Source organism: Variovorax sp. Soil_C_39 (genome assembly GCF_057656815.1).
This window is the reverse complement of the sequence record NZ_JBDGJQ010000003.1, coordinates 251,130-269,011: the sequence shown is the minus strand read 5'-3', so window position 1 is coordinate 269,011 and position 17,882 is coordinate 251,130. Positions and strand designations below refer to the sequence as shown.

The following is a 17,882-nucleotide window of genomic DNA, read 5'->3' as shown; positions in this document are numbered from 1 at the left end:
TGAGGCTGGATCGGGTTTCAGGAGGCCGCGAGTGCAAACCAGGCCTGGGCCTCTGGCGGCAGCGTGCGCCCGGTGGCCTGGGCGCGCGTCAGCACCTGCCAGAAATGGCGATAGCTCGCGCGGTCGTGCAATGTGCCATCAATTTGTGTCGGCGCCCAATCGGCGGCCGCCGCAGTTGTAATGATTCTTGTGGCCACCTCGATCTGCGCCTCGTCCGGTGCAAAGGCCTCGAGGATCGGCCGGATCTGGTTCGGATGGATGCTCCACATGCGCGTGTAGCCGAATTCGGCCGCCGCCCTGCGCGCCGCGGTGCGCATGGCGTCCGTGTCGTTGAACTCGGTGACCACGCAGTGCGAGGGGACCTTGCCATGCGCATGGGCGGCCGAGGCGATGGCGAGCTTGGCGCGCACCACGAGCGGATGCGTGAACTGCCCGGCCGCTCCCATGCCGTCGGCGGGAATCGCACCCGCATGGGCCGAGACGAAGTCCATCAGGCCGAAGCTCAGCGACTGCACGCGCGGATGCGCCGCAATCTCGAAGGCGTTGTGCACGGCGAGCGGCGATTCGATCAGCACATGCAGCGGCAGCGCCGGGGCATCGGCCGCGTCGAGCGCTTCGACCGCCTGCAGCACGTCGGCCACGGATTCGACCTTCGGCACCATCAGGTGGCTGAGCCGCTGGCCCGCACCGCCCGCGATGGTGACGACGTCGCCGGCAAAGGCGGGGTGGTCCACCGGGTGCACCCGCACGCCGACCCGCAGGCCCGGCCTGGCGGCCAGCGCGAGTTCGGTCACCAGTGCGGCATGGTCGGACTCGCCGCCCACGGGTGCGCCGTCCTCGCAGTCGAGCGTGACGTCGAACACGCAGGCGCCGAATTCGTCGGCCATCTCGGCCTGCAGCGCGAGGCTCTTGCGCATGCGCGCCTCGACGCCGCTGTAGTGGTCGCACACCGGCAGCGTGACGGCGCCGGCCTGGGCGCCGAGCAGCACTTCGGCAGGATGAACGGATTTCGTCGTCATGCTTTTTTCTGCGCCACGATGAACATGCGCGGGAACGCCAGCAGCCGCTTGCCGTCGGTCCGCGCCGGATAGGCCTGGTCGACGCGGCGCTCGTATTCAGCCAGGTAGCTGGCCTGCAGGTCGGCCGGCAGCCGGTCGACGAAGGGTTTCAGCCCGGTGCCGCGCACCCATTCGACGATGGCCGCGGCGCTGGCCATCGGGTGCTGATAGATGGTGTGCCACACATCGACCCGGGCCGCCTCGGGCGCCAGCAAGTCGTAGTAGCCGCCGAGCGGCAAGAGCAGCGTGCGCAGGCGATCGGCGTCGCCGATGGGTTCGGCCCAGGGCGCCTCGGCCGCAACGGCGCGCATCAGGCGGTGCGTGGGCTCTTCACGGTTGTCGGGCATCTGGACGGCGAGCACGCCGCCCGGGGCCAGCGCAGCGAACAGGCGCGGGATCAGCTTTTCGTGGTCCGGCACCCACTGGAGGGCTGCGTTGGCATAGATGAGATCGGGCGCTTCATGCGGCGCCCAGGTCGCAATGTCGCTCAACTCGAAGCGCGCCTCGGGCAGGCGCTCGCGCGCACTGGCCAGCATGGCTTCGGAGTTGTCGGTGCCGACGACGCGTGCCGCCGGGAACCGCCGCGACAGCAGCTCGGTGGAATTGCCCGGCCCGCAGCCGAGATCGACGACACGTCGGGCCTCGGCCAGTGGCACCCGCGCCAGGAGTTCCTGTGCGGGGCGGGTGCGCTCGTCCTCGTAGCGACGGTAGAGCGCGGGGTTCCAGTCGAGCATGCGCGGGTTGCTTACAGCAGGTGGGCGACGCCGGCGCGCTCGCCTTCGAGCTCTTCGAGGGTCTTGTTGATCCGCTCCTGGCTGAAGGCGTCGATCTCGAGGCCTTCGACCAGCTTGTACTCGCCGTTCTCGCAGGTGACCGGGAAGCCGAACATCACGTCCTTCGGGATCCCGTACTGGCCGTCCGACGGAATGCCCATCGTGACCCACTTGCCATTGGTACCCAGCGCCCAGTCGCGCATGTGGTCGATGGCGGCGTTGGCGGCCGAGGCGGCCGACGACAGGCCGCGCGCCTCGATGATGGCGGCGCCGCGCTTGCCGACGGTCGGCAGGAAGGTGTTGGCGTTCCATTCCTGGTCGTTGATCATCTTGGCGACGCTCTCGCCGTTGATGGTGGCGAAGCGGTAGTCGGCGTACATCGTGGGCGAGTGGTTGCCCCAGACGGTGAGCTTCTCGATGTCGGCCACGGCCTTGCCGGTCTTGGCGGCGATCTGGCTGGCAGCGCGGTTGTGGTCGAGGCGCAGCATGGCGGTGAAGTTCTTGCGCGGCAGGTCGGGCGCGCTCTTCATGGCGATGTAGGCATTGGTGTTGGCCGGGTTGCCGACCACCAGCACCTTGACGTTGCGGCTCGCCACGGCGTTCAGGGCCTTGCCCTGGGCGGTGAAGATGGCGCCGTTGACGGCGAGCAGCTCGGCGCGCTCCATGCCCGGGCCGCGCGGGCGCGAGCCCACGAGCAGCGCGTAGTCTGCGTCCTTGAAGGCGGTCATCGGGTCGCCGTGGGCTTCCATGCCGGCCAGCAGCGGGAAGGCGCAGTCGTCGAGCTCCATCATCACGCCCTTGAGCGCCTTCTGCGCTTTTTCATCGGGGATCTCGAGCAGCTGGAGGATGACCGGCTGGTCCTTGCCGAGCATTTCGCCCGACGCGATACGGAACAACAGGGCGTAACCGATTTGACCGGCGGCACCGGTGACGGCAACGCGGACGGGCTTTTTGCTCATGGGAAGACTCCAGAAGATGGTGAAACGGTAGGGGCGGGCGCGTGGAGGCGCCAGGCTTCCTGCGGGGCGGGTGTTCGTCCGCGGCGCAGGCCGGCCCGCATTTTAAGCCGATTCGATTCGCCTCGTCTTATGTCTTATATAAGATATGCTCCACGGTTGCCGCCACGGCGCACCCACCGCTGCCATGAATGCCCCCTCCGTCCTCGAAGATTCCGCGACGCCGTCCTTCAGCCCGCTCTACCAGCAGATCAAGACGCTGATCCTGCAGAGCCTGCAGGCCGGCGAATGGAAGCCGGGCGAACCGATCCCGAGCGAGATGGACCTGGCGGTGCGCTACCGCGTGAGCCAGGGCACGGTGCGCAAGGCCATCGACGAGCTCGCGGCCGAGAACCTCGTGGTGCGGCGCCAGGGCAAGGGCACCTTCGTCGCCACGCATGCCGAGCAGCATGTGCAGTACCGCTTCCTCAAGCTCGTGCCGGACACCGGCAGCCCGGCTGCCGAAGGGCCCGCCGAGCGCACCATCGTCGACTGTCGGCGCCAGCGCGCCTCGGCCGACGTGGCGCGCGCGCTGGGGCTGCGCACGGGCGACGCGGTGCTGCAGGTGCGGCGCGTGCTCGCGTACGGGGGCGTGCCCACGATCCTCGAAGACCTCTGGCTGCCGGGCGCCCCGTTCAAAGGGCTGACGGCCGAGCGGCTGCGCGCCTGGCCGGGGCCGATGTACGCGATGTTCGAGACCGAGTTCGGCGTGCGCATGGTGCGGGCCGAGGAAAAGATCCGCGCCGTGCTGCCCGATGCCGAGCAGGCCGCCCTGCTCGACGTGGCGCCGCAGACGCCGCTGCTGAGCGTCGAGCGCCTGGCGCACACCTACCACGACACGCCGATGGAACTGCGGCGCGGGCTCTACCGCACCGACACGCACCACTACCGCAACCAGCTGGGTTGAGACGATGCCGGGCCCATTCCACATCGCATCCGGATCGGACCGCATTGCAGCGCCGGCGCGCCGGGTCCACCATGCGACCAAGTCGATAGCATCCGACTGCCGCGGTGCGACGACGCGGGCCCCTCCGCCGGACAATGGTGCATTGCAATAGAATTTTGCGTCGTTTGCATTCCGCAGAAGAAACAACAGCGTTCGCTCTCAGAACAAGCCAACAAGCCACGAAAGCCCTCCCCCCATGACAGAGCTTGCCACTCCCCCCCGGACACCGCGCCGCGAGTTCCGCAACATCAACGCCTTCACCGATCTCACGACCTACCGGCTGCCGCCGGCCGGCATCGTGTCGATCCTGCACCGCATCAGCGGCGTGCTGATGTTCCTGCTGATGCCGTTCATCATCTGGATGTTCGACACCTCGCTGTCTTCGGACTATTCGTTCGCCAGGTTCAAGGCCGCCTTCAACAGCGGCATTGGTTTCGCTCCGGGCTGGTTCTTCAAGCTTGTCGCGCTCGCGCTGATCTGGGCCTACCTGCACCACTTCATCGCCGGCCTGCGCCATCTCTGGATGGACGTGAGCCACAAGGCGGTGACCAAGGAGTTTGGCCACAGCTCGGCCCTGGTCACGCTGGTCCTGAGCATCCTGCTCACCGTGGTGCTCGGCGCCAAGCTGTTCGGTCTGTACTGAGAAGGAGCCAGAACCATGTCTGTGAACTACGGCTCCAAGCGCATCGTCGTCGGCGCACATTACGGTCTTCGCGACTGGCTCAGCCAGCGCATCACGGGCGGCCTGATGGCGCTCTTCACGATCGTGCTGCTCGCGCAGTTGATCTTCTCGCGCGGCCCCATCGGCTACGACCTCTGGGCCGGCATCTTTGCCGCGCAGTGGATGAAGGTGCTGACCTTCTCCGTGATCGCCGCCCTGCTCTACCACGTGTGGGTGGGCATGCGCGACGTATGGATGGACTACATCCAGCCGGTCGGCATCCGCCTTGCCCTGCAAATTTTCACCATCGTCTGGCTTGTCGGTTGCGCGGGTTGGGCCATTCAAGTGCTTTGGAAAATCTGACGACGCGATCCCCACCATGACCTACACAAAAGAACAAATCACCAAGCGCAAGTTCGACGTCGTGATCGTCGGTGCCGGCGGTTCCGGCATGCGCGCCTCGCTGCAGCTCGCGCGTGCCGGCCTCAACGTGGCCGTGCTCTCGAAGGTGTTCCCGACCCGCTCGCACACCGTCGCCGCGCAGGGCGGCGTGGGCGCCTCTCTCGGCAACATGAGCGAGGACAACTGGCACTACCACTTCTACGACACGATCAAGGGCTCCGACTGGCTCGGCGACCAGGATGCGATCGAGTTCATGTGCCGCGAAGCGCCGAAGGTCGTGTACGAACTCGAGCACTTCGGCATGCCTTTCGACCGCAACCCCGACGGCACGATCTACCAGCGCCCGTTCGGCGGCCACACGGCCAACTATGGCGAAAAGCCCGTGCAGCGCGCCTGCGCCGCGGCCGACCGCACCGGTCACGCGATGCTGCACACGCTCTACCAGAAGAACGTCGAGGCACGCACCCAGTTCTTCGTCGAGTGGATGGCGCTCGACCTGATCCGCGACGCCGAAGGCGACGTGGTGGGCGTGACGGCACTCGAAATGGAAACCGGCGACCTGCACATCCTGCAGGCCAAGACCGTGCTGCTCGCCACCGGTGGCGCGGGCCGCATCTTCCAGGCCTCGACCAACGCCTTCATCAACACCGGCGACGGCCTGGGCATGGCCGCGCGCTCGGGCATCCCGCTGCAGGACATGGAGTTCTGGCAGTTCCACCCGACCGGCGTGGCCGGCGCGGGCGTGCTGCTGACCGAAGGCTGCCGCGGCGAAGGCGCCATCCTGCTCAACAGCAACGGCGAGCGCTTCATGGAGCGCTATGCGCCCACGCTGAAGGACCTGGCCCCGCGCGACTTCGTGTCGCGCTCGATGGACCAGGAGATCAAGGAAGGCCGCGGCTGCGGACCCAACAAGGACTACGTGCTGCTGAAGCTCGACCACCTCGGTGCCGAGACCATCCACAAGCGCCTGCCTTCGGTGTACGAGATCGGCGTGAACTTCGCCAACGTCGACATCACCAAGGAGCCGATCCCCGTGGTGCCCACCATCCACTACCAGATGGGCGGCATCCCGACCAACATCAACGGCCAGGTGGTGGTGCAGAACGGCGACGTTCACAACCAGGTGGTGAACGGCCTCTACGCCGTGGGCGAATGCTCCTGCGTGAGCGTGCACGGCGCCAACCGCCTCGGCACCAATTCGCTGCTCGACCTGCTGGTATTCGGCCGCGCGGCCGGCAACCACATCGTCGAGTTCAACGACAAGCAGAAGGAGCACAAGCCGCTGCCGGCCGATGCGGCCGACCGCACGCTGGAGCGCCTGAACCGGCTCGAGGCCGATGCCGGCGGCGAGTACGCGCAAGACGTGGCCGGCGAGATCCGCACCGTCATGCAGCAGCACGCCGCCGTGTTCCGCAAGCAGGCTTCGATGGACGAAGGCGTGGTCAAGATCGCCGCGGTGCGCGAGCGCGTCAACGCGATCGGCCTGAAGGACAAATCCAAGGTGTTCAACACCGCGCGCATCGAGGCCCTCGAGGTCGACAACCTGATCGAGGTGGCCCAGGCCACGATGGTGTCGGCTGCCGCCCGCAAGGAATGCCGCGGCGCGCACACGGTCGAGGACTACGAGCGTCCGTCGGACGACCCGGTCGCACCGCTCGGCCGCGACGACGCCAACTGGATGAAGCACACGCTTTGGTACAGCGAGGGCAACCGCCTTTCCTACAAGCCGGTCAACCTCAAGCCACTGACGGTCGACTCCGTTCCTCCCAAGGTCCGTACGTTCTAAGCCAGAACAACATCACAAGGTTTCACGATGAAGCGCACATTCCAGATCTACCGCTACGACCCGGACAAGGACGCCAAGCCCTACATGCAGACCATCGAGATCGAACTCGACGGCCATGAGCGCATGCTGCTAGACGCCCTGATGAAGCTCAAGGCGCAGGACCCGACGCTGTCGTTCCGCCGCTCGTGCCGCGAAGGCGTCTGCGGCTCCGACGCGATGAACATCAACGGCAAGAACGGCCTGGCCTGCCTGACAAACATGAACACGCTCAAGGGCACCGTGGTGCTCAAGCCGCTGCCGGGCCTGCCCGTGATCCGCGACTTGATCGTGGACATGACCCAGTTCTTCAAGCAGTACAACTCGATCAAGCCGTACCTGCAGAACGACAACGTGCCGCCCGAGAAGGAACGCCTGCAGTCGCCCGAGGAGCGCGACGAGCTCAACGGCCTCTACGAGTGCATTCTGTGCGCGAGCTGCTCCACCAGCTGCCCGAGCTTCTGGTGGAACCCCGACAAGTTCGTGGGCCCCGCCGGCCTGCTGCAGGCCTACCGCTTCATCGCCGACAGCCGCGACGAAGCCACGGCCGAGCGCCTGGACAACCTCGAAGACCCGTACCGCCTGTTCCGCTGCCACACGATCATGAACTGCGTCGACGTGTGCCCGAAGAACCTGAATCCGACCAAGGCGATCGGCAAGATCAAGGAACTGATGGTGCGTCGCGCCATCTGATCCCGGACCGATAGAAGCCATGGACACCGCTGCCGACCTCGCACAGCCGCTCAGCGAACGCGCGCTGAGCAAGCTGAAATGGCGCTGCCGGCGCGGCCTGCTCGAGAACGACCTGTTCATCGCCCGCTTCTTCGAGCGGCACGAGGCCGACATCACCGTCGGCCAGGCTGCGGCGATGGAGACCCTGATGGACCTGTCGGACAACGATCTCCTCGATCTGCTCCTGCAAAGAAAGGAGCCCGAGCCCGCATGGGCCGGGGCCGAGGTGGTCGCCTTGCTGCAGCTGATGCGCACCGACGGCGCCCAGCGCCCCTCGACCTCTCCATCGTCCTGAATCCACCTCTGAAAGAAACCCGAAATGAAAGCTTCCGATACCAAGGCCACGCTGTCGTTCAGCAACGGCGGAGACAACGTCGAACTGCCGATCTACAAAGGCACCATCGGCCCCGACGTGATCGACATCCGCAAGCTCTATGCGCAGACCGGCATGTTCACGTACGACCCGGGTTTCATGTCGACCGCTTCCTGCCAGTCGGCCATTACCTACATCGACGGCGACAAGGGCGAGCTGCTGTACCGCGGCTATCCGATCGAGCAACTCGCCACCAACTGCGACTTCCTCGAGACCTGCCACCTATTGCTCTACGGGGAACTGCCCGACGCCACCAAGAAGGCCAACTTCACGAAGCTCGTGACCAACCACACGATGGTCAACGAGCAGATGCAGTTCTTCCTGCGCGGTTTCCGCCGCGACGCGCACCCGATGGCCATCATGACCGGCCTTGTCGGCGCGCTCTCGGCCTTCTATCACGACAGCACGGACATCAACAATCCCGAGCACCGCGAGATCGCCGCGATCCGCCTGATCGCGAAGATGCCTACGCTCGTGGCCATGGCCTACAAGTACACGATCGGCCAGCCGTACATGTACCCGAAGAACGAGCTCAGCTATGCGGGCAACTTCCTGCACATGATGTTCGCGACGCCCTGCGAGGAGTACAAGGTGAACCCGGTGCTCGAGCGCGCGCTCGACCGCATCTTCATCCTGCACGCCGACCACGAGCAGAACGCCTCGACCTCGACCGTGCGCCTGTGCGGCTCGTCGGGCACCAACCCGTTCGCGGCGATCGCGGCCGGCGTGGCCTGCCTCTGGGGCCCGGCCCACGGCGGTGCCAACGAGGCGGCGCTCAACATGCTGTACGACATCCAGCGTGAGGGCGGCGTCGAGAAGATCGGCGAGTTCATCAAGAAGGTCAAGGACAAGAACTCGAACGTCAAGCTCATGGGCTTCGGCCATCGCGTGTACAAGAACTACGACCCGCGCGCAAAGCTGATGCAGGAAACCTGCAACGAAGTGCTGACCGAACTCGGCCTCGAGCAAGACCCGCTGTTCAAGCTCGCCAAGGAGCTCGAGAAGATCGCGCTTGAAGACGAGTACTTCGTCTCGCGCAAGCTCTACCCGAACGTCGACTTCTATTCGGGCATCGTGCAGCGCGCCATCGGCATCCCGGTGCCGCTGTTCACCGCGATCTTCGCGCTCGCGCGCACGGTCGGCTGGATCGCCCAGCTCAACGAGATGATCGGCGACCCCGAGTACAAGATCGGCCGGCCGCGCCAGCTGTTCGAAGGTTCGCCCAAGCGCGACGTGAAGCCGATCTCGGCCCGCTAAGTACCGCGGCGCATCGCTTCCAAAAAGGCTGCCCACGGGCAGCCTTTTTGCGTCTTGGCTGACACGAACGGCGTTGGGGGAGACTAGGTTCAGACACGAGGCTCGATCCCGACCTTGTTTTTTCAACCTTCCGTCAGGAGACCCGTCATGAAGCAAATCACCGCGCTGCTCGCCGTCGCTTTCGCCCTCGCCATTCCGCTGAGTGGCTGCAACACCTTCCGGGGTGCCGGACAGGACATCCAGAAGGGTGGCGAAAAGGTCGAGGACGCCGCCAAGAAGCGCCAGTAAGCGCGCCGACACGGGCCGACTCGCTCCAGGGCGTCGGCCCGCTGCTCGTCGCCCCATGGCAACGAACCCATCGCAGATGGCGATGGCATCGCGTTGAAAACCGGGGGAAAATGGCAAACTCATCGCAAAGCGCGATGCCGCCACCCCCATGAGCACCTCCGAACGCAATTTCGCCCGCCGCATCGACCTCACGTCGTTGCAGCTGTTCGTGGCCGTTTGCGAGCTCGGCAGCATCGGGCGCGCGGCCGAGCGCGAATTCATTGCTGCCTCGGCCATCAGCAAGCGGCTGTCCGACCTGGAGGCCACGCTCGGCACCCCCCTTCTCTACCGCCATGCGCGCGGCGTGGACCTCACGCCCGCGGGCGAGAGCCTGCTGCACCACGCCCGCTCGGTGCTCTACAGCCTCGAGAAGATGCAGGGCGAGCTCAGCGAGTACGCGGACGGCGTGCGCGGCCATGTTCGCGTGCACGCGAACATCTCGGCGATCGTGCAGTTCCTCCCTGAAGACCTCGGCGTGTTCTCGCGCGCCCACGAAGCGATCAAGATCGACCTCGAAGAGCACCTGAGCAGCGAGGTGATCCGCGCGGTGCAGGAAGGCGCGGCCGATCTCGGCGTCTGCCACGTGGCCGGCGGCGCGGGCGAGCTGCAGAGCCTTGCGTACCGCCACGACCGCCTGGCGCTGATCGTTCCTGCGGGCCATGCGCTCGCTGCGCGCGCGCGCATCGACTTCGTCGAGTCGCTCGAATTCGACCATGTCGGCCTGCACACCAACAGTTCGATCTACGTGGCGATGCACGAGGCCGCACTCGCCGCCGGCCGCAGCATCAAGCTGCGCATCCACGTCACCGGCCTGGACGCCATGTGCCGCATGATCGAGAACGGCCTGGGCGTGGGCGTGATGCCGCAGCGCGCCTTCGAGCTCATGCACGACGGCATCGGCCGCGGCCTTGCGAGCGTGGCGCTCGACAACGCCTGGGCCGAGCGCGAGATCCGGCTGGTGGCGCGCGACTTTTCCACCCTGCCGGTGGCGGCTCGCTCGCTGGTGAACCACCTGCACGCGGCCGCGGGCGCCGGCGCCGACGAACAGCCGCTCGCGGCATAGACACAATCTAGTTTCCCCACGAAAGACCAAGAGACCGACATGGCACGCACGCTCTACGACAAGATCTGGGACGAACACGTCGTCCACACCGAGGAAGACGGCACCGCGATCCTCTACATCGATCGCCACCTGGTGCACGAAGTCACCAGTCCGCAGGCCTTCGAAGGCCTGCGCGTCGCCGGCCGCAAGCTGTGGCGCATCAGCTCCGTGGTGGCCACGGCCGACCACAACACCCCCACCACGGGCTGGGAACTCGGCTATGAAGGCATTGCCGACCCGACCAGCAAGGAACAGGTCACCACGCTCGACAAGAACATCGCCGAGTTCGGCGCCGCCGCGTTCTTCCCGTTCCTGAGCAAGCGCCAGGGCATCGTGCACGTGATCGGCCCCGAATCGGGCGCCACGCTGCCCGGCATGACCGTGGTCTGCGGCGACTCGCACACCTCCACGCACGGTGCGTTCGGCGCGCTCGCGCACGGCATCGGCACCAGCGAGGTCGAGCACGTCATGGCCACCCAGACGCTGCTGGGCAAGAAGGCGAAGAACATGCTCGTCAAGGTCGAGGGCAAGCTGCCGCTCGGCTGCACCGCCAAGGACATCGTGCTGGCGATCATCGGCAAGATCGGCACCGCCGGCGGCACCGGCTACACCATCGAGTTCGCAGGTTCCGCGATCCGCGACCTGAGCATGGAAGGCCGCATGACGGTCTGCAACATGGCCATCGAGGCCGGCGCGCGCGCCGGGCTGGTGGCCGTCGACGACAAGACCCTGAGCTATGTGAAGGGCCGACCGCTCGCGCCCACCGGCGTCGAATGGGACCAGGCCGCGAGCTACTGGCGCACGCTGCATTCCGACCCGGACGCGCATTTCGACGCCGTGGTCGAGCTCGACGCCGCGCAGATCCAGCCGCAGGTGACCTGGGGCACCTCGCCCGAGATGGTGGTCGCCATCAATGGCCGCGTGCCCGACCCCGAGAAGGAAAAGGACGCGAGCAAGCGCGGCGCCATCGAGCGCGCGCTGGTCTACATGGGCCTGGAGCCGAACAAGGCGATGGACGACATCTTCATCGACAAGGTGTTCATCGGCTCGTGCACCAACAGCCGCATCGAGGACATGCGCGAGGCCGCCGCCGTGGTGAAGAAGCTCGGCCAGAGGGTCGCGAAGAACGTGAAGCTCGCGATGGTGGTGCCCGGTTCGGGCGTGGTGAAGGAACAGGCCGAGCGCGAAGGGCTCGATGCGATCTTCAAGGCCGCGGGCTTCGAATGGCGCGAGCCGGGCTGCTCGATGTGCCTGGCGATGAACGCCGACCGGCTCGAGCCCGGCGAGCGCTGCGCCTCGACCAGCAACCGCAACTTCGAAGGCCGCCAGGGCGCCGGCGGGCGCACCCACCTCGTGAGCCCCGCCATGGCTGCGGCCGCGGCCGTCCACGGCCACTTCGTCGATGTGCGCAAGTTCGCCTGATCTGGAGACCACACATGCAGAAATTCACCGTACACCAAGGCCTCGTGGCACCGATGGACCGCGAGAACGTCGACACCGACGCGATCATCCCGAAGCAGTTCCTCAAGTCGATCAAGCGCACCGGCTTCGGCCAGAACCTGTTCGACGAATGGCGCTACCTGGACGCCGGCTTCCCGGGCCAGGACCCGGCCAGCCGCAAGCCCAACCCCGATTTCGTGCTGAACCAGCCGCGCTATGCGGGCGCCTCGGTCCTGCTCGCGCGCAAGAACTTCGGCTGCGGCTCGTCGCGCGAGCACGCGCCGTGGGCGCTCGACCAGTACGGCTTCCGCGCGATCATCGCGCCGAGCTATGCCGACATCTTCTTCAACAACAGCTTCAAGAACGGGCTGCTGCCGATCGTGCTGCCCGAGGCGCAGGTGGCCCAGCTGTTCGACGAGGCCCTTGCATTCCCCGGCTACACGCTGACCATCGACCTGGAGCGCCAGGTGGTCGTGAAGCCCGACGGCGGCGAGTTCGCGTTCGACGTGCAGGCCTTCCGCAAGTACTGCCTCGTCAACGGCCTCGACGACATCGGCCTCACGCTGCGGCACCAGGACAAGATCAAGGCCTTCGAAGCCGAACGGCTCGCGTCGAAGCCCTGGCTGGCGCACACGATGATCGCCTGAACGGCATCCGCATCCCATTTCCAAACCTCAGACCAACCATGAAAATCGCAGTTCTCCCGGGTGACGGCATCGGCACCGAAATCGTGGCGGAAGCCATCCGCGTGCTCGACGCGCTCGACCTCTCGTTCGAGATGGAAACGGCGCTCGTCGGCGGTGCCGCCTACGAAGCGCACGGCCATCCGCTGCCCGAGGCGACGCTCAAGCTCGCGAAGGAAGCCGACGCCGTGCTTTTCGGCGCCGTCGGCGACTGGAAGTACGACAAGCTCGACCGCCCGCTGCGGCCCGAACAGGCGATCCTGGGCCTGCGCAAGAACCTCGGTCTGTTCGCGAACTTCCGGCCGGCCATCTGCTACGAGCAGCTGGTCGACGCCTCGAGCCTCAAGCCCGAACTCATCGCGGGCCTGGACATCCTCATCATCCGCGAGCTGACCGGCGACATCTACTTCGGCCAGCCGCGCGGCCGCCGCACCGCGGTGGACGGCCACTTCCCGGGCGCCGAAGAAGCCTTCGACACGATGCGCTATTCGCGCCCCGAGATCGAGCGCATCGCCCGCGTCGCCTTCGAGGCCGCCCGCAAGCGCAGCAAGCGCGTGACCAGCGTCGACAAGGCCAACGTGCTCGAGACCTTCCAGTTCTGGAAGGACGTGGTGACCGAAGTGCACAAGGACTACCCCGACGTCGAGCTCGACCACATGTACGTCGACAACGCCGCCATGCAGCTCGTGAAGGCGCCGAAGAAGTTCGACGTGATCGTCACCGGCAACATGTTCGGCGACATCCTGTCGGACGAGGCGGCGATGCTCACGGGTTCGATCGGCATGCTGCCTTCGGCCTCGCTCAATGCGAGCAACCAGGGCCTCTACGAGCCCAGCCACGGCAGCGCACCCGACATTGCGGGCAAAGGGGTTGCCAATCCATTGGCTACAATACTGTCCGCTGCCATGATGCTCCGCTTTTCACTCAACCAAGCCGAAGCTGCCGACCGTATCGAGTCGGCAGTCAAGCAAGTGCTCGCCTCCGGGCTGCGCACGGGTGACATCTGGTCGGAAGGCACGAAGCGCGTCGGCACCCGTGAAATGGGCGATGCGGTCGTTGCAGCAATCACCAAAAAGACGATTACCGGCTAACCGCAGCCCGCTTCGTCACGCCCCTCCCCGGCTCGACGAGTCGGGCGAAAGAGAAACTTTTTCAAAGGGCAAACTGAAATGGCGAACGCATCCCAACCCCTGGTCGGCCTCGTAGGCTGGCGCGGCATGGTCGGCTCGGTCCTGATGGACCGCATGCAGGCCGAAAGCGACTTCGGGCTCATCGAGCCGGTCTTCTTCTCGACCTCGAACGTCGGCGGCAAGGCCCCGGCCATGGCGAAGAACGAGACCACGCTCAAGGATGCGAACGACATCGACGCACTCAAGAAGTGCGACATCGTCATCACCTGCCAGGGCGGCGACTACACCACCGAGGTATTTCCCAAGCTGCGCGCGGCAGGCTGGAGCGGCCATTGGATCGATGCCGCTTCCACGCTGCGCATGAACGACGACGCGGTCATCGTGCTCGACCCGGTCAACCTGCCGGTGATCCAGAACGCGCTCGCCAAGGGCGGCAAGAACTGGATCGGCGGCAACTGCACCGTGAGCTGCATGCTCATGGGCGTGAGCGCGCTCTACAAGGCCGGGCTGGTCGAATGGATGACCAGCATGACCTACCAGGCGGCCTCGGGCGGCGGCGCGCAGCACATGCGCGAACTGCTGACCCAGTTCGGCACCATCAACGCCGAGGTGCGCGCGCTGCTGGACGACCCCAAGTCGGCCATTCTTGAGATCGACCGCAAGGTGCTGCATCGCCAGCAGAACCTCAGCGCCTCCGAAACCGCGAACTTCGGCGCGCCGCTGGGCGGCTCGCTGATTCCCTGGATCGACAAGGACCTGGGCGATGGCGTCTCGAAGGAAGAATGGAAGGCCGGCGCCGAAACCAACAAGATCCTGGGCCAGGGTGCGGGCTTCGGTACGGCGGCCACGCCGGTCGACGGCTTCTGCGTGCGCATCGGCGCCATGCGCTGCCACAGCCAGGCGCTGACCTTCAAGCTCAAGAAGGACGTGCCGGTGGCGGACATCGAAGCGCTCATCGCCGCCGACAACCCCTGGGCCAAGGTGGTGCCGAACACCCGCGAAGCCACGCTCGCGGCCCTGACGCCCGTGGCCGTGACTGGCACCATGGACATCCCGGTGGGCCGCATCCGCAAGCTGGCGATGGGCCCCGAATACGTCGGCGCGTTCACGATCGGCGACCAGCTGCTGTGGGGCGCCGCCGAACCGCTGCGTCGCATGCTGCGGATCCTGCTCGGGGCTTGATGGGGGTTCGCGGGCTCCCCAGAGGTCAAGGGTGTTGCCGGCAGGCAACACCGAACGCGTGCGTAAGTATGCGCGCACTGGGTAGACGGGGCGCGGCGCCTTGTCAGCCCCCGGTCTTGGTGCTAACGTCCTCTTACAATTTCTGGGCCTGAGCCGCCCCCTATCAGCATGACAAGACATCTGTTGCCCGCGGCCCGCCCATCGGCCGCTCGCCCTTCGCCGACCCTCCATGGCCTCCGTCTCTCGGTGCTCGGCACGGCCATCGCCGTGGTCCTGGGCCTTGGAAGCGCCGACGCCAGCGCCTTTGCGCTCGGACAGTTGAAGGTGCAGTCGGCCCTGGGCGAACCGCTGCGCGCCGAGATCGAGGTGACCGAAATGGCCGCCGCCGAGGCCGAAAGCCTGAAGATCGGGGTTGCCAGCGCAGAGGCATTCAAGAACGCCGGCGTGCCCTACAACGCGGCGCTCAGCGACGTCAGGGCCACGCTGCAGCGACGTGCCGGGGGCCAGTACGTCGTGCGGCTGACCGGCAGCCGCCCGCTCAACGATCCGTTCATCGACCTGCTGCTCGAAGCCAATGGCGCATCGGGCCGGATCGTGCGCGACTACACCGTGCTGCTCGACCCGCCGACGACCCGCCAGCCCGCGCCCGCCGCACCGATTGCTCCGGTGTCGCCCCAGGTCCGCGCGCCCGTGGAACGCCCCGAGGTACTGGCAGCACGCGCGCGCCGAGAGCGGGCACTTTCTGCGCCCGCTGCCCCGGTTGCGCCCGCCACCGCACCAGCGCCCACCGCCACGCCGCCCGCCGCAGCGCCGCAGCGTGCCGCCACCACCGCCCCGCCCCGCGCGACAGGCGGCGAGCAGCTCACCGTCCAGCGCGGCGATACCGCCGGCAGGATCGCCGCGGCCCACAAACCTGCCGAGGTTTCGCTCGACCAGATGCTGGTCGCACTCCTGCGGGCCAACCCCGATGCATTCATCGGTGGCAACGTCAACCGCATGAAGGCTGGTGCAGTGCTCGACCTGCCGAGCGCCACCGAGGCGGGTGCGACACCCGCCGCCGAGGCACGGCGCACCATCGTCGCGCAAAGCCGGGACTTCGGCGCCTACCGCCGGCGCCTGGCCGAGAACGCGCCCACCTCGAACGTCGCCGCGGCCGACCGCAGCGCGTCGGGCAGGCTGCAGGCCAGTGTCGAAGACCGCAATGCGGCAGCGAGCGCGCCCGACAAGCTGACCATCACGCAGAACAGCGCCGCAGCCCGCGCAGCCGAAGAAAAGGTTGCCCAGGCGCGCCAGGCGCAGGAGAACAGCAACCGTGTCGCGGAGCTCTCCAAGAACATCGAGGAACTGGCCAAGCTGAAGGCCGCCACCGGTTCGGTGACGCCCCCCGCAGGGTCAGCGCCTGCTGCAGGATCAGCGCCTGCTGCGGGTTCGCCCGCAGCGCCTGCGGCACCCGGCATTCCGGTTCCCAACCCGGGCGTGACCGCGCCGGCGACGGCCGCAGCCCCCGCCACTCCGCCGACCGCTCCCACGCCTGCGGCAGAAGCCCCGGCCGCAGCAGCAACGGCCGCGGCGCCAGCCACCGCCGCGCCCGAAGCCACCGTTGGCACACCGAGCACGGCCGAAACGACCCCGGGCGCTCCCGCGGCGGCGGCCAGTGCCGCGGCGCCCGCACCGGTTGCGCCCCCCAAGCCGGTCGTCAAGGCAGCCCCTCCGCCGCCACCGCCCGAGCGCGGCTTCTTCGAAGAGCTGCTCGCCAACCCGCTGATGCTCGCGGGTGCCGCGCTGGTCGCCTTGCTCGTCGGCTTCCTGCTCTTCCGCGTGCTCGGCCGCCGGCGCGAGGAAATGAGCGAGAGCGTGTTCCTCGAGAGCCGCATTCCGAAGGACTCGTTCTTCGGCGCCAGCGGCGGCGAATCGGTCGACACCAAGCAGCGCGGCGACTCCACCGTCTCGTCGCTGTCGTACTCGCCGAGCCAGCTCGATGCCGGCGACGTGGATCCGGTGGCCGAAGCCGACGTGTATCTCGCCTACGGTCGCGACCTGCAGGCCGAGGAAATCCTGCGCGAAGCGCTGCGCGTGAACCCCGAGCGCACGGCGATCCACCTCAAGCTGCTCGAAATCCACGCCAAGCGCCGCGACGTGCGGGCCTACGAAGGCCTGGCCACCGAAGTACACAAGCTCACCAATGGCACCGGTCCCGACTGGAACCGTGTGGTCGACATGGGCAAAGACCTGGATCCGGGCAACCCGCTGTACGACGCGGGCAGCACGGCCCGCGGCGTGAGCCCGGCCGAAAGCGCTGCGTTTGCCGGCGCGCTGGCCGCGGCCGCAGCAGCCAAGCCCGCAGCACCGGCCCCTGCGCCTGCCCCGGCGCCCGCCGTGTCGGCACCGCCGGCCTTCGTGCCTTCGGTCGCACCGCTGGATTTCGACCTCGACCTGAGCCAGCCCGCGGCCCTCTCCCCTGCGCCGGCACCTGCGCCTGCCCCGGTCAGCGCCAGCCTGCCCAAGACCGCCTATGCAGCCCCGACGCCTGTCGCGCCGCTGGGCAACAGCCATCCCGCCGCGCAGCCGCCCATCGCGCCGGCCGACATGGAGAACGACTTCGACACCGCGCCAGGCGCACTGGCACCGATAACCCGCCCCGGGGCGCTCGGCGATGTCGATCCCAACACGCGCCCTGTCGGCCTGCGCAGCGCGCTCCCCGCCGACTCGGGCTTCATCGAATTCGACATGAGCGCGCTGGCCGGCCTTCCGGCCCGTCCGGCGGCCGACAGGAGCAACAGCAACGCCGCCACCGGGGCGACGCTGCGCGCGGAGCCGAGCCTGGACGAGGACGACGAAGACAGCCCGCATGCAGTCAAGCTGTCGCTGGCGCGCGAACTGCAGGCGATCGGCGACGTCGAAGGCGCCCGCTCGCTGGTCGAGGAAGTCGAAGCCGAAAGCGCCGGCGACGTCCAGTCGCAGGCCCGGCAGCTCCTCGCCGAGCTGCGATGAGCCGCCCG

Annotated in this window: 17 protein-coding genes; 14 read left to right on the top strand and 3 right to left on the bottom strand. The window is 67.2% G+C overall.

What is annotated here, in order from left to right:
- Window positions 1–17: 17 nt before the first annotated feature.
- From AC3A6J_RS09245 to AC3A6J_RS09235, 3 genes are read right to left on the bottom strand one after another with little or no spacing between them, the layout of a single operon-like run.
- The gene (locus tag AC3A6J_RS09245; RefSeq protein ID WP_487859633.1) at window positions 18–1,019 is read right to left on the bottom strand and encodes an HpcH/HpaI aldolase/citrate lyase family protein; all 1,002 of its coding nucleotides are present in this window, start codon (window positions 1,017–1,019) and stop codon (window positions 18–20) included.
- Entirely contained in the window at window positions 1,016–1,792 is a 777-nt protein-coding gene (tam, locus tag AC3A6J_RS09240; RefSeq protein ID WP_487859632.1) for a trans-aconitate 2-methyltransferase, read from the bottom strand. Before tam ends, AC3A6J_RS09245 begins: the two co-directional genes overlap by 4 nt.
- A gap of 11 nt (window positions 1,793–1,803) precedes the next feature.
- A complete protein-coding gene (locus tag AC3A6J_RS09235) occupies window positions 1,804–2,790 on the bottom strand; it encodes a malate dehydrogenase (protein WP_042578072.1) in 987 nt (328 codons plus the stop codon).
- A gap of 184 nt (window positions 2,791–2,974) precedes the next feature.
- On the opposite strand from AC3A6J_RS09235, the gene AC3A6J_RS09230 reads away from it, so the two are divergent.
- The 14 genes from AC3A6J_RS09230 to AC3A6J_RS09165 all read left to right on the top strand — a co-directional run bounded on the left by AC3A6J_RS09230 (window position 2,975) and on the right by AC3A6J_RS09165 (window position 17,874).
- The gene (locus tag AC3A6J_RS09230; RefSeq protein ID WP_487859631.1) at window positions 2,975–3,733 is read left to right on the top strand and encodes a GntR family transcriptional regulator; all 759 of its coding nucleotides are present in this window, start codon (window positions 2,975–2,977) and stop codon (window positions 3,731–3,733) included.
- Window positions 3,734–3,968: 235 nt separating this feature from the next.
- Window positions 3,969–4,415, top strand: coding sequence for a succinate dehydrogenase, cytochrome b556 subunit (gene sdhC, locus AC3A6J_RS09225; RefSeq protein ID WP_487859630.1), 447 nt, complete (start codon window positions 3,969–3,971; stop codon window positions 4,413–4,415).
- 15 nt (window positions 4,416–4,430) lie between these two features.
- Window positions 4,431–4,796, top strand: coding sequence for a succinate dehydrogenase, hydrophobic membrane anchor protein (sdhD, locus tag AC3A6J_RS09220; protein ID WP_487859629.1), 366 nt, complete (start codon window positions 4,431–4,433; stop codon window positions 4,794–4,796).
- Between the two features lie 16 nt (window positions 4,797–4,812).
- A complete protein-coding gene (gene sdhA / locus AC3A6J_RS09215) occupies window positions 4,813–6,621 on the top strand; it encodes a succinate dehydrogenase flavoprotein subunit (RefSeq protein WP_487859628.1) in 1,809 nt (602 codons plus the stop codon).
- Window positions 6,622–6,648: 27 nt separating this feature from the next.
- The gene (locus AC3A6J_RS09210) at window positions 6,649–7,350 is read left to right on the top strand and encodes a succinate dehydrogenase iron-sulfur subunit (RefSeq protein WP_487859627.1); all 702 of its coding nucleotides are present in this window, start codon (window positions 6,649–6,651) and stop codon (window positions 7,348–7,350) included.
- A gap of 19 nt (window positions 7,351–7,369) precedes the next feature.
- Window positions 7,370–7,684, top strand: a complete 315-nt coding sequence (locus AC3A6J_RS09205; RefSeq protein WP_487859626.1) for an FAD assembly factor SdhE — start codon at window positions 7,370–7,372, stop codon at window positions 7,682–7,684.
- Window positions 7,685–7,708: 24 nt separating this feature from the next.
- The gene (gltA, locus tag AC3A6J_RS09200; protein WP_487859625.1) at window positions 7,709–9,019 is read left to right on the top strand and encodes a citrate synthase; all 1,311 of its coding nucleotides are present in this window, start codon (window positions 7,709–7,711) and stop codon (window positions 9,017–9,019) included.
- Between the two features lie 147 nt (window positions 9,020–9,166).
- Window positions 9,167–9,307, top strand: coding sequence for an entericidin A/B family lipoprotein (locus AC3A6J_RS09195; protein WP_487859624.1), 141 nt, complete (start codon window positions 9,167–9,169; stop codon window positions 9,305–9,307).
- 148 nt (window positions 9,308–9,455) lie between these two features.
- Window positions 9,456–10,409, top strand: a complete 954-nt coding sequence (locus AC3A6J_RS09190; RefSeq protein WP_487859623.1) for a LysR substrate-binding domain-containing protein — start codon at window positions 9,456–9,458, stop codon at window positions 10,407–10,409.
- A gap of 39 nt (window positions 10,410–10,448) precedes the next feature.
- A complete protein-coding gene (gene leuC, locus AC3A6J_RS09185) occupies window positions 10,449–11,870 on the top strand; it encodes a 3-isopropylmalate dehydratase large subunit (protein WP_487859622.1) in 1,422 nt (473 codons plus the stop codon).
- Window positions 11,871–11,884: 14 nt separating this feature from the next.
- Entirely contained in the window at window positions 11,885–12,535 is a 651-nt protein-coding gene (gene leuD / locus AC3A6J_RS09180; RefSeq protein WP_487859621.1) for a 3-isopropylmalate dehydratase small subunit, read from the top strand.
- Window positions 12,536–12,573: 38 nt separating this feature from the next.
- Window positions 12,574–13,662 carry a 3-isopropylmalate dehydrogenase gene (leuB, locus tag AC3A6J_RS09175; protein WP_487859620.1) on the top strand — a complete coding sequence of 363 codons (1,089 nt, stop codon included), beginning with the start codon at window positions 12,574–12,576 and terminating at the stop codon, window positions 13,660–13,662.
- 78 nt (window positions 13,663–13,740) lie between these two features.
- On the top strand, window positions 13,741–14,883 hold the full coding sequence (gene asd, locus AC3A6J_RS09170; protein ID WP_487859619.1) for an aspartate-semialdehyde dehydrogenase: 1,143 nt from the start codon (window positions 13,741–13,743) through the stop codon (window positions 14,881–14,883).
- 168 nt (window positions 14,884–15,051) lie between these two features.
- The gene (locus AC3A6J_RS09165) at window positions 15,052–17,874 is read left to right on the top strand and encodes a FimV/HubP family polar landmark protein (protein ID WP_487859618.1); all 2,823 of its coding nucleotides are present in this window, start codon (window positions 15,052–15,054) and stop codon (window positions 17,872–17,874) included.
- Window positions 17,875–17,882 lie beyond the last annotated feature (8 nt).

Bases quoted from the DNA above. Each gene is read 5' to 3' on its own strand.
- AC3A6J_RS09245 (WP_487859633.1), bottom strand. From the start codon at position 1,019: ATGACGACGAAATCCGTTCATCCTGCCGAAGTGCTGCTCGGCGCCCAG.
- tam (WP_487859632.1), bottom strand. From the start codon at position 1,792: ATGCTCGACTGGAACCCCGCGCTCTACCGTCGCTACGAGGACGAGCGC.
- AC3A6J_RS09235 (WP_042578072.1), bottom strand. From the start codon at position 2,790: ATGAGCAAAAAGCCCGTCCGCGTTGCCGTCACCGGTGCCGCCGGTCAA.
- AC3A6J_RS09230 (WP_487859631.1), top strand. From the start codon at position 2,975: ATGAATGCCCCCTCCGTCCTCGAAGATTCCGCGACGCCGTCCTTCAGC.
- sdhC (WP_487859630.1), top strand. From the start codon at position 3,969: ATGACAGAGCTTGCCACTCCCCCCCGGACACCGCGCCGCGAGTTCCGC.
- sdhD (WP_487859629.1), top strand. From the start codon at position 4,431: ATGTCTGTGAACTACGGCTCCAAGCGCATCGTCGTCGGCGCACATTAC.
- sdhA (WP_487859628.1), top strand. From the start codon at position 4,813: ATGACCTACACAAAAGAACAAATCACCAAGCGCAAGTTCGACGTCGTG.
- AC3A6J_RS09210 (WP_487859627.1), top strand. From the start codon at position 6,649: ATGAAGCGCACATTCCAGATCTACCGCTACGACCCGGACAAGGACGCC.
- AC3A6J_RS09205 (WP_487859626.1), top strand. From the start codon at position 7,370: ATGGACACCGCTGCCGACCTCGCACAGCCGCTCAGCGAACGCGCGCTG.
- gltA (WP_487859625.1), top strand. From the start codon at position 7,709: ATGAAAGCTTCCGATACCAAGGCCACGCTGTCGTTCAGCAACGGCGGA.
- AC3A6J_RS09195 (WP_487859624.1), top strand. From the start codon at position 9,167: ATGAAGCAAATCACCGCGCTGCTCGCCGTCGCTTTCGCCCTCGCCATT.
- AC3A6J_RS09190 (WP_487859623.1), top strand. From the start codon at position 9,456: ATGAGCACCTCCGAACGCAATTTCGCCCGCCGCATCGACCTCACGTCG.
- leuC (WP_487859622.1), top strand. From the start codon at position 10,449: ATGGCACGCACGCTCTACGACAAGATCTGGGACGAACACGTCGTCCAC.
- leuD (WP_487859621.1), top strand. From the start codon at position 11,885: ATGCAGAAATTCACCGTACACCAAGGCCTCGTGGCACCGATGGACCGC.
- leuB (WP_487859620.1), top strand. From the start codon at position 12,574: ATGAAAATCGCAGTTCTCCCGGGTGACGGCATCGGCACCGAAATCGTG.
- asd (WP_487859619.1), top strand. From the start codon at position 13,741: ATGGCGAACGCATCCCAACCCCTGGTCGGCCTCGTAGGCTGGCGCGGC.
- AC3A6J_RS09165 (WP_487859618.1), top strand. From the start codon at position 15,052: ATGACAAGACATCTGTTGCCCGCGGCCCGCCCATCGGCCGCTCGCCCT.